Origin of the sequence: Paenibacillus kyungheensis, from assembly GCF_028606985.1 — a bacterium.
Classification (GTDB): domain Bacteria; phylum Bacillota; class Bacilli; order Paenibacillales; family Paenibacillaceae; genus Saccharibacillus; species Saccharibacillus kyungheensis.
The window spans coordinates 4807871-4819439 of the sequence record NZ_CP117416.1 but is presented as its reverse complement, the minus strand read 5'-3'; the positions used below and the strand labels follow the sequence as shown (position 1 = coordinate 4819439).

At 39.0% G+C, this 11569-nt stretch carries 6 protein-coding genes; 3 read left to right on the top strand and 3 right to left on the bottom strand.

What is annotated here, in order from left to right; genetic code table 11:
- The first annotated feature begins 108 nt into the window (after positions 1–108).
- Genes PQ456_RS20910 through PQ456_RS20900 form a run of 3 tightly spaced genes read left to right on the top strand, consistent with a single transcriptional unit; the run spans position 109 to position 6539 of the window.
- Positions 109–873 (top strand): RHS repeat domain-containing protein, encoded by a 765-nt coding sequence (locus PQ456_RS20910; protein WP_273613938.1) that lies wholly within the window; start codon positions 109–111, stop codon positions 871–873.
- Between the two features lie 12 nt (positions 874–885).
- Positions 886–6303 carry an RHS repeat domain-containing protein gene (locus tag PQ456_RS20905; RefSeq protein ID WP_273613937.1) on the top strand — a complete coding sequence of 1806 codons (5418 nt, stop codon included), beginning with the start codon at positions 886–888 and terminating at the stop codon, positions 6301–6303.
- An 11-nt stretch (positions 6304–6314) separates the two neighbouring features.
- Positions 6315–6539: a hypothetical protein gene (locus tag PQ456_RS20900; protein WP_273613936.1), complete on the top strand. Its 225-nt coding sequence runs from the start codon at positions 6315–6317 to the stop codon at positions 6537–6539.
- 164 nt (positions 6540–6703) lie between these two features.
- Here the strand turns inward: PQ456_RS20900 and kdgT are convergent, their stop codons facing one another.
- The 3 genes from kdgT to PQ456_RS20885 all read right to left on the bottom strand — a co-directional run bounded on the left by kdgT (position 6704) and on the right by PQ456_RS20885 (position 11360).
- A complete protein-coding gene (kdgT, locus tag PQ456_RS20895; RefSeq protein WP_273613935.1) occupies positions 6704–7732 on the bottom strand; it encodes a 2-keto-3-deoxygluconate transporter in 1029 nt (342 codons plus the stop codon).
- A gap of 46 nt (positions 7733–7778) precedes the next feature.
- A complete protein-coding gene (locus PQ456_RS20890) occupies positions 7779–8822 on the bottom strand; it encodes a tripartite tricarboxylate transporter substrate binding protein (protein ID WP_273613934.1) in 1044 nt (347 codons plus the stop codon).
- 237 nt (positions 8823–9059) lie between these two features.
- Positions 9060–11360, bottom strand: coding sequence for an AraC family transcriptional regulator (locus tag PQ456_RS20885; RefSeq protein WP_273613933.1), 2301 nt, complete (start codon positions 11358–11360; stop codon positions 9060–9062).
- Positions 11361–11569: the final 209 nt, after the last annotated feature.

Sequence of the window (11569 nt, the reverse complement as noted above, 5' to 3'; positions counted from 1 at the left end):
AAATTAATATGGAGGATATTGGAGGGAGATACATATATCAAGAGTGAATGGATAAATTTTGTCTAAATTAACTTGTAATTACGAGAATAAGGAGAAATTAGAGACAATATGGTGAAAAAAACAAAAATAATTAATAGAAAAATAGTTAACTTATTTACTTTTTCGTTTTTAGCTACTTCTTTGTTTGTAAGCTCTGCCTCTTTTGCATTCGCAGATGCTAAAAAGTTATATGAATACGATGCTAATGGCAGACTTATTTCAACTACAACCACCAAAGAAAAAACAGCATTCATTTACGATGCTAACGGCAATTTACTTAGTAAACAGGTGACAAATGGAGATTATAGCAGTGTTATTAACCCTTCTGCTCCTGTCACTCCAACGCCAGCACCTACTCCGGCTCCAACGCCTGTACCAACACCTACACCAGCACCACCTGATCCTACACTTGTTCCGCCAGCCGTACCTGTTCCAGCCAAATCTGGATTACCTATTAATTATGTTCTAGATGTAGTGGAATACAAACAAGATACTCATGTTGTAAATACCTATGGTTGGTATTTAGATCCTGCTGGTATTGCAAAAGTAGATTTATATATTGACGATGTTAATGTAGGGCGCGGTGTTATGGGTGGATCACGTGAAGATGTATATAAAGTATATCCAGACTATAACAATCATGTTGCTGGTTTTTACCAAAATGGCCTAATTTTTTCTACTGCTGGAACCCCACATAAGAAACGTGATCGAAAAACAGACAAAAAGAAAGTCGTTCCAGGTGAATTTGATCATGTGTTACGTATTGTCATTACAAATAAACAAGGAAAACAAACGGTTATAGAAAGTATATTTGTAGTCGATTTGAACTCATAAGGAGCCTGGAACGTGAACTATAGACAATTGAATCGTAAATTAACATTATGGATATTAAGCTTTATTTTGATAATAACGGTTGTATATTCTCCTTCGTATGCTCATGCAGAAACGACACCTTCTTCTAGCACTGCTACCGCTCCTCCTAGTGTAATTGCACCACCCGTAGATGTAGATTTGAAAGAATGGAATGCTTCGATAAAAAATACATCAGATAGTGTAGTACAGAATACTTATGATGATGAAGATCAAGAGTTAGCTGCAATCGGTGCTAAAATAAATCAGAACTCGACATCATCTGTTAATACATCTAAAGTGCGCTTGCGCAGTGCCTCGATCAATTCGCTAAGTACAGAAAATACTTCAACAACATCAGCCTATATTGCACCGCTAACTCAACAACAGGTTGAGGATATGGTAGTAGATGGTGCAGAACTAATTGATATCTATTGGGTGACGTATCTATATCAACAATCAGGTATCGATCCTATCAAATTGTGGAAAGAAAATCAGTCGGGTTCTTCATGGGAATCGATGGAAAAGAAATATGTAGCTACGCCTATGTTTACTGGAACATCCGTAACTAATGATGTATATACAGTGAATCCAACGACTGGAGAAACTTCACTTACTCAATCCCAACCCAAATTAAATGCTTCTTCACAAGTATCTATTGCCAGTACATCCAGTTCTTCAGATGATTTAGATGAAAAATATAATAGTGTAATGAATGATTTAATTGCCAAACAATCGATCAATCAGACCAATAAGTTACAATTTGCAGAATACGACAAAAATAATGAAACGATTGATCCAGCATCAGGAAGTCTTTCTTGGAAAGAAAATGAAATGAGTTTTCCAGGTAGAGATGGCTTAGATTTGAATCTAGGCATTATGTATAACTCTAATGAATCCTCACCTTATGAACGAAATAGCAATAAAAAAGGTAGAGGTTACGTAATCAAAAAAAATCATCCTCTTGAACGGTATGATCTAGGTTTAGGATGGTCATTTCAGTTCCCGTCTGTACAAATTGCTAATAATTATATGTATTATTACGACGGTCAAGGAGCTTCTTACCAAATTGATCTGTACAACACATGGTCGGAACCAACAAAGACTACTCATTTAGTTGACTATCAAGGTAAAGATTTACTATTTATGAGCGATGCAGGTTCTTTTAATAATGGTCAAGATGCTTCGGCTTACTATTTGGAACATGCAGATAAAAAGCGTGAATACTTCGCTAAAGATGGAAGATTAGTAGGAATTGTAGATCGTTATGGAAATACAATTACTTTCCGCTATGCAGACCGTCAGGTATATAACGATAAAGTAGCTAAAGTATTTTCAACCATTACAGATAGTTTAGGAAGAACAATCGAATTTAAGTATGACTCTAACTTGAGAAATAGTGATTTCCAGGGCGAAAACTTAGTGGCTATCGCTAGAGATGCCAACAATCAGGAGATCAAAAGAGTCACTTTTGCAAAAAGTAGAATAAATCTTCAATACAACGGTGCTAATGATGGTTATGCTCCTGTACTTTACGGCATTATCGATCCTTCCAAAGATGAAGAGTATCTTGATTATGATGTAAAAGTAGGATTATTCACATTCCGCTCTGGACATTATCCGTTGGATACAGCAGGAGCACAGGAACCCTTTGCTTTACTCAAACAAGTAAAATATCCAAGATTGGTAACCAATTATACGTATGAATCGACTATTCATGATATTGGTAAAAAAGGTGCTGTTAAAGACTATCGTATTATATCTAGAGCAGATCAGGTCTATAAACAGATAAATGGTGATGTTCAAGCTTCAGGTGATTATAGTCATGTAGATTATAGTTATGCAGGAAGTTACAGTAATCGTAATTATGAGATTGCAGACAAAGATTATCGTTATTCGAGCACAAGTAAAATCAAAAGTAATACAGAAAGCAATGGGTTGACTCAAACGACTACATTTAGTGGCGAGAAAAAGCTAATTTCGGTAGATACCGTATCCGCAAATAATGAACACAAAACCACTACGAATTTGAGTTTTGATCCTGTATTCAAATTTAAACCAACCAAAACTCAAACGACTACTCAAGATGCTGATGGTGCAACCACACGTTATAGCGAAACGATCTATACAGATTGGGGAGATATTCAAAGTCAAACCGATGATCTTTTGGATAGCGAATTTAATAATGCGACAACTAAAAGTCAACATACCACAAGCTACACGTACGATAATACGTATAAGCAGCTAGCTAGCAAATCATGGTATCAAGATGCTAACAAGTCGCTTAGCGAGAAGTATGCTTATACATCAGATGGGCGTTTAAAAACGTCTACCAATGCTCTAGGCGAAACCAAAGTCTATAGTTATGATGCTTCACCTGCTAATCCTCATCAGATTGCTCAAGTGACCGTATCAGAAGAAGTTGGCTATGGTTTAACTTCAAAAATAGCAACTCGTTATGGTGCAGAGACTCAATATGCTTATCCTACCGAGCAAACAACCATAATTACGAATACTGCTAAAGATGGTAGTAAAAATACACAGACTATTCGTGTGCAAACCAAATATGATATGTCGACAGGTCTACCTATTCAACAAATCGATAGTAATGGTAAAGCGACAACGACCACGTATGATATTTTAGGTCGTCCTATTAAAGTCGTTTCTCCTTCGATTACGAACTTGGATGGAACAGTGTATGGTGTAGAAGACCAATATACGTATACCAATCGAGTATCTAGTGCGGGTGCAGATAATGAAAATGCTAATATTTTGACACTACGCGTAGATACAGCACGTCAATATACAAATACAACCAGTGGAGCAGTAACGACACTCGGTAGAGAATCTCTGTATTACGATGGTTTTGGATTTCCTCGTGTCGATGAGACATGGAATGAAAGCAATGGCTGGACACGTGCTCAATACCACTCGAATGATCAAGGTAACGCTATCTATGGGATAGACAACATGGGCAACACTCAGACGGTTACTTATGACGCATGGGGACAGAGTAAAGAAGCTACAGATGCATATGGCAATCTATATGTAACGGCTAATCATTTAACACAACAAAAGGTCAATCATTTTGCGATAGCTGCGGCAGATGTTGGCGCTTATCGTGCAAATTCAGACAATCGAAATATTCGTTTGAATACCGTAGAACAGTCTTACGATGCTTATGGTCATTTGTTGAAAAATGTAACGTTCAAAGATGGAGCGGCTTCTCATAATCAACCGATTCAAGAAAGCTATACGTATGATCTGGAAGGGAATATTCTAAGCTATACCGATCCAAATGGAAATACAAACAGTAATGGAGTGACCAACACTTATAGTTATGATGCATTAAATCGACTAACGACAGTTCAAGATGCTCTCAATCAAAAGAGTCGATATAACTATGATGTGAATGGACAATTAACTCGAATTACAGCAGTCGATCCTTCAGGTAAAGAAGAAACGTTGTATGCGAAAAGTTATAACGAAATCGGAGCGATCACTAGCAAGACAGACTTATCCGGACAAACGACGAATATCAGTTACAACGCTCGTGGATTAGTGGCTCAAGAAAGTGACCGTAATGGAACCAACACTAACTATCAATATGATGAGCGTGGAGAACGTACGGTAGCCACGTTAACAGGTAAAGCAGGCAACACACTACAAACAAAAATGATCTTCGGTAGTGATGGCAACTTGCTAACCGATCGCCATGAATTGTACATGGACAGCGTTAAAACAGCAACTCAGACCAGTACCATTGATAAACAAGACCGAGTAACCAGTCTGGTATCTACAGGAGCAAATGCGTACAGCTCTCGTCTAGATGTGGCTTATGATACGCTAGATCGTGTAACTAATCAGAAGAATAGCCTGGCAGGAAGTAGTTATTTTATGAACTATGGCTATGACAAACTTCGATTAAGTCAAATTCAGACCAATGGAGCACAGACGCGCAATACAGCAAATGTGGTTAATGTGAATTACGCATACACCGCTCTAGGCAAAGTTCAGTCTATTACGTTCCCAACGTTGGCAGATGGTAGTACGCTGAAAGAAAGCTTCACGTATGACCCGCTGAATCGTCTGATTCAGATGAGTAACACCAAAGGTTCTAGCAACTTATCGAGTTACAATTATGCCTATGATAATAATGGAAATATTTTAACGATCGGTGAGACTCTGAATGATGGAGCCACCAAAACTTCTACGTATAGCTACGATAAGCTTAATCGCTTGATTGCAGTGAAACGCAGCGATGGAAGTACAGCAAGTTACACGTATGACTTACGTGGCAATCGCAAAACACTGAGTGATACGCAAGAGCTTACAGCTACAAAGAGTTCGAATTACAGCTATGATCTGGATGATCGTCTGACTTCTGCAACGATCGATGGAGCCAAAACGACTATCGATTACTTGCCAAACGGATTACGTTTTCAAAAAACATCTGGAAATGTATCCACTCAATATAATTATGATGCTTGGGGTAATATTATTTCTGAAAGTTCAAGTAATGGCTTACAAGCAAGTTATATTCGTGGTGATCGAGTACTTGTGAAAAAAGGAAAATTAGATGCGCAAGATTATTATTATCTAGCTAATGGGCATGGGGATATCGTCCAAATGGTGGATAAAACAGGAGCAGTTGTTAACAGTTATAGCTACGATGAATGGGGAAATATTAGTCAGCAGAAAGAAACCGTAGCGAATAGCTTTAAGTATGCAGGTCAGATGTATGATGCTGAGACAGGTCTATATTATCTAAAAGCAAGGTACTATGATCCAACTCAAGGGCGTTTTTTGAATGAAGATTCCTATGAGGGACAGATTACTAACCCACTCAGTCTGAATATTTATACGTATGTTAAAAATAACCCTTTACTTTATATTGATCCTACTGGACATAGAGACGAAATGGGTGCAAGCGGTGGTGGTGGCCCAATGTCAATGAACATTCGCCCTGCACCTAGAGTTGTAAATCGTACTTTAAATGAAGGTAAAACAAAAAGTTGGTCAGGAACTAGAATTTCTCCTGAAACAATTGCAAAAGTTAAAAATTCTGATTTTAGCAAAACTATCAGTAAGCAATTTGAAGAGGAAGTTCAGAACAAATTAAAGATTGAAAAAGAAACTATAAAATCAAACTTAGGTAGAAATATAGATGTTACTCCTTCATCTGAACATGAATCTGTTGTCAAAAATCCTGGTTTCATAGGCAAGCCTAATTCGAGTATTGATATTTTAGATCCTAAAACAGGAGAAATTAAAACAAGAAGATGGTTTGGAGCTGATGGGAAAGCAATAAGAGATGTAGACTATTCACATCATGGTAATACAAATCAACATCCTGAGGCACCTCATGAGCATACTTGGAAATACAATTCTGATGGTAGCGTTAAAAGTAGATAAGGAGGTCAAAAATGATTTATGAAGATTTAATAAAAAGAGTAGGATGGGGAGAAGAGTTTTCATTTTATTATCAAGATAATAGATATTGGATAAGTAGTAATAATGATGGTTACTATTTAACTAGAGAGAAAGATAGTTTTAGTCAATCATTTCACACTTCAAAAGAGTTATTTGACTTAGGTGAAATAGAGGGTAAAAGTTTTAAAGAAGTATGGAATGTGATTGATATTTTATAAACATTAATATAAAAATCGCTAGTATATACAGTAATGGTATAAAAATAAAATATATATCGAACTAATTTTAGTGATAATACTATTTTAAAGACTTAAATATATAAAATTGAAAAGGAAGATTCAAAGCAAAACTTTACTTTGAATCTTCCTTTTTGTTTTTTATCTTAATGCCCTTTCACATGCTTCAACTTCATCTCAGACCCTTGTATATCCTCATCACTCTGCACCTGTTCCACCACTTTACCTTTCGACTTCATATAATTCGACCAATACGCCGTCAAAATCGGCACCAGAATCGCTGTTACAATCACCGCCGCGGCAACTAAAGCGGTAGCAGACTGTGCGGCAGGCATAAATTCAGGCTTCATCGTCGCTACGATCATCGGGTTGGCTACGGCTGCACCTGCTGCACTGGAAGCGGCAAGACCTGCGGTTCCGTTTCCGCCACCGATCCAGCGGTCGGCTAGCATGAGAGGGATACCGGTGATAATAATAACGATCACACCCAGTAAGATGCCAAGCATGCCTGTCTGAATAATAACACCTAGATTAATCGAACTTCCTAAAGCAAATCCGAAAAAAGGAATCAACGTCTGCGTCGCTTTACCAAAATAACTACGTAAATCGTGATCGAGATTACCTAATAAGAACCCGACTAGAAAAGGTAACACTGCTCCCACAAACGTATGGGGTTCAAACACAGCAAGACCGGTACTACCTAGAATTAGCATCGTCACCAGAGGGCCGGATTCGAGTGACATTAGCACAAATGCCCCTGCTTCTTCTTTGGTGCCATACTGCTGCATCACAGACGCATACAGACCCCCATTGGTCATATCCATCGCCGCAATCAGAGCGAGTACAGATAATCCTGCAAAAAAGCCACTTTGTACGCCACCAATAGGCAGGAATTGCATCGCGATCATCGCTACCACCCATGCGACCGCAATCTTTGTTAATACGAGCGTACCTGATTTACGTAGCACCGTTCCTGTCGCTCGGACATCGATCGAAGCTCCCATACAGAAAAACCATACAGCCAGAATAGGGATCGTTCCTGTCATCAATCCTTTAGTAAATGATCCAAAATATTCACCTGATCCTGCCCAGAATGTATGAACAACAGCACCTAATAGCAAAGGGATTAACATCATCCCGCCGGGAATTTTATCGATTGTTTTTTTGATTTGCATACAGACACAACCCTTTCGTGAGTACCGAAGTTCCACTAAAGCGGTTTTATTTTCGACTCAAACCAAGTTCAGGAATTAGGCGTGCATACAGATCATGACTTTGTTGCATCTGTTGCCGGAATCCGTCTTTATCTTTGACGAGTAATCCCAGTCCATGTGCAGACATATCTTCTCGAAATTCCTGTTCCTTCATTCCTTTGGTGAACGCTTCGGCTAATAAGTGTACAATTTCATCCGGTGTATCCTGAGGAACCGCTAGACCGCGCCATGTTCCACTAAAATTCACTGTATATCCTGTCGCTTCTTGCAAAGTAGGCACATCTGGAAATGCTTCGGAACGTGCGCTACCATTGATCATCAGTATCCGTAACTTGCCTTGATCGACTTCTTCTTTGACCTCAGCAGGGCTAACCGGTACAGCATCGACAAATCCACTCATCAGGGCAGAGACGGCAGGTCCTGCACCTTCGTAAGGAATATGGGTGAATGTCACATGAGTGGCTTGCTCTAACATTGCCGCGGCTAGATGCCAGATACTTCCTGTGCCGGCATTGCCCATTTTGATCTGACTGGGATGAGTACGAGCATAATCGAGAAATTGTTGTGCTGTTTTCCAGGGTGCATCGGCTCGTACAGTAATCGCAGACGGATCGTTATTGGTCTGGATAATAGGTTTATATTTCTCATACGTAATCGGTAATAGTCCCATATGGGGCAATGTGGTTAACTCGGCAACGAGATAGGTGATAGTATAGCCATCTGGCTTAGCGTTAGCGCCTTCCATCAGTCCGATTGAACCGCCTCCACCTGTACGATTGACGACAGTGATCGGTTGATTGATATACTTTTGAGTGGATTGCACCAGTGCGCGTGCTGTAATATCTGTGCCTCCACCAACAGCATAAGGAACAACCAATGTAATCGGCTTGGTGGGAAAAGAAGAAGGAGTATTATAGTACAAAGAAATACCGCTCCACTTTCCACTGAAAAAGCTGATCAATCCCAATACAACAATGACAGTTGCTAGTAGGCTAACTGCTGTTTTCCATTTGGATGTTTTGAATAGTTGCACAAGAAGCCAATCTTTCATCTCCTATCCCTCTTCTCACCATATGATTTCGCTTACATTATTCTTTACCAATGAAGAAGCAGAATCTTCAATGAGCAATAAATAGAATAACGTAGGAATCATATCGTCAAGCTCACCTCCACAGATAGCGCATATTCACTCAACGCATGATTTGCTTTTAACAATTTGAGTGTAGCCCAGTAGAGGTGGCGATTCTATCGGATAATTGCACAATATATATGCCAAAAAGCTGAAATATCAACGGTTTGGCGGATCTGCATGTCTATTGGTTGATTTGTGGATTTCTCTAAATTTGCCCGGTGTTGTAGCTTTGTGCTTACGGAATGTGCGGATAAAGCTATTCTCATTCTGATAGCCTACTTGCCCTGCAATTTCACTGATTTTTAGCTCGGTATCTAATAGCAATTGACAGGCTCTGGACATCCGCAAGTGAGTCAGATAATCGTATAATGTACTTCCTGTTTCCTCTTTGAAAATCGCACTGACAGACGAGACACTCATCTGTACATGATGGGCTACATCCGGTAACCCAATATTTTCATGTAAATGTTCGCTTAGATACGATTTCATATCTTGTACCAAAAGATGTTCACGTGACACACGATAGATCATATGCTCATCTACTAATTCAGTAATCAGAGTCCGTAACAATGTCTTAATCTCTTCTAATGTTAACGTGTTCAATTGTCCGCTATAGTAATTAGCCAGTTCTATAGGAAGGGTATGTTCATGTGATTGTGCCCATTGTAATAATGAGTGCACACCCTGATCTAACATTTTATAAGCTTCCTTAGGAATGATGGAATGTTCTTGAATATCGTTCAATCCTTTGTCCATCCATAATAAAGCTGTTTGCTGATCTGCTTGTTCACAGCGATCTACCATTTCTTGAATCCATACCTGCTGTTCTAAAGGAAAGGCTGTAGCAGAAGCATGGTCTTGCGGCATATGTTGTATACGTCCATAGCCATTGTACAACCGATAAGATAGCGCTGTAATAGCTTCTGTATAAGAAGATGGAGTCTGAGCAATCGTATCTACAGAACTTCCACCACCGACAGAAATAGATACATTCAGATGTTCTTTTACAATCTGAATACAACGCTCCATATCGATAGCCCACTGATCTGTCCATGTTATCGAATAGGCACTTTTAGGTTGTAATAGAAAGGTAAAATAATCTTTATCCGCATTGATACTGACGACACGCCAATGAGAGTCTAGAATTTCGAGCATGATATTATGTAATGCGTATTTTAGTAGCATCTGATCTTCACTACTGTATGAAGTTGTCCATGCTCGGTACCGATCAATCGAAATGACAGTCACGACAAGCAGATCTGATTCCCAATCTTGAAAATAATAATTCCATTTCGTATCCAATTCTTGCAATCCAATATGTTGATGAAGCACATCCTGAATATACTTGGAGCGCAATTCAGGTAGACTGCGTTCCGCAAGAAAAGAAGTACTATGCAGATCACCGATTAATTTGCTAATCGCAGGTTCTAGATCGTATAGATTATGAGGTGGCTGTTGTTGATCTGTTGGATGAAGCAGTTTGTTAATTCGTTTAAGTGGGCGAAAAGCCGCATAGCTGTAGGAATAGACTGCCGCACATCCGATCGCTATCGAGATCAGGGAAAGAAGGAGCATCATATTACGGGCTAATTTGACATGCTTGAGTAATTGCTCCATCGGAACTAGCGAAACGAGTCGCCAGCCAGTCACATCCGAGAAAGTCTGATTCGCCATATAATCTTGTCCACGGATATCTACATAAGCGAAAGGCTGTACACCTAATTCAGTGATCACTTGATCCATTTCGTTGATAGGCACAGAAGCACTGAGCTTAGGATAAATAAGATGACCATCCAGATCGTACACAATCTGTTCATTCGATAAATGCACATAAAATTTTGAGAAAAAACGATCATAATCCAGATTAATCATAACAGCACCGATCACTTTCTCGTGGCTCACAATCGGTCTGGCTAGAGAAAGCAGTTCGATCTGACCATCTGTAGCACTTTTTCCATACCACCGTCGCTGAATCAGTAAAGGCTTTTGTTTGATCTGTTGAATCCAACTTGTCCATGTGTTATCCGGTGATTGTTGCCAATCTGCACGATAACCGTACTGACTGGATAAAATATGTTGCTGATCCAATGTAATAATATCGATCGAATAGATATCTTGATCAGATGCGAGCGTTTTCAAATAACGCTGTGCTTGATTTACCTGTGCACTATAGTTCGTTCCTACCGGATTAGCCTGTATGTAATTCAGAATATCTGGATGAAATGAAGCATCGACAGCTTTGTTATCGGATTCGCGAAAAGCTCTGTTGGTCACATCTAGATTAATTTGCAATAATTCAATATTCGGTGTATTCAATTCGGTATCTAATTCTTGCCGATAACGGGAATAGGAAAATAAAGCAATCGTAGTAATCAAGACAGACAATACTATCGTTAACAGCAACATCAGCCGGGTTTGTTTATTTTGGAGCAGGAATTTTAATTTGAGTCGAAGCATAAACAGTCATTCATCCTTCCTTATTGTTGCTAGGTGGTCTACCGTATTTATTGTAAAGAGCTCTTAGCTAGAATGCAGTATGATAATCCACATGAACGCATACCAATTTATTCCTATTTTACTATTATATAAAAAATAGAACGATAGAGTGAAGAGACTTTGTATTTTACTACCAATCTGTATAGAGTCATTCCAATCTTTTGGTAAAA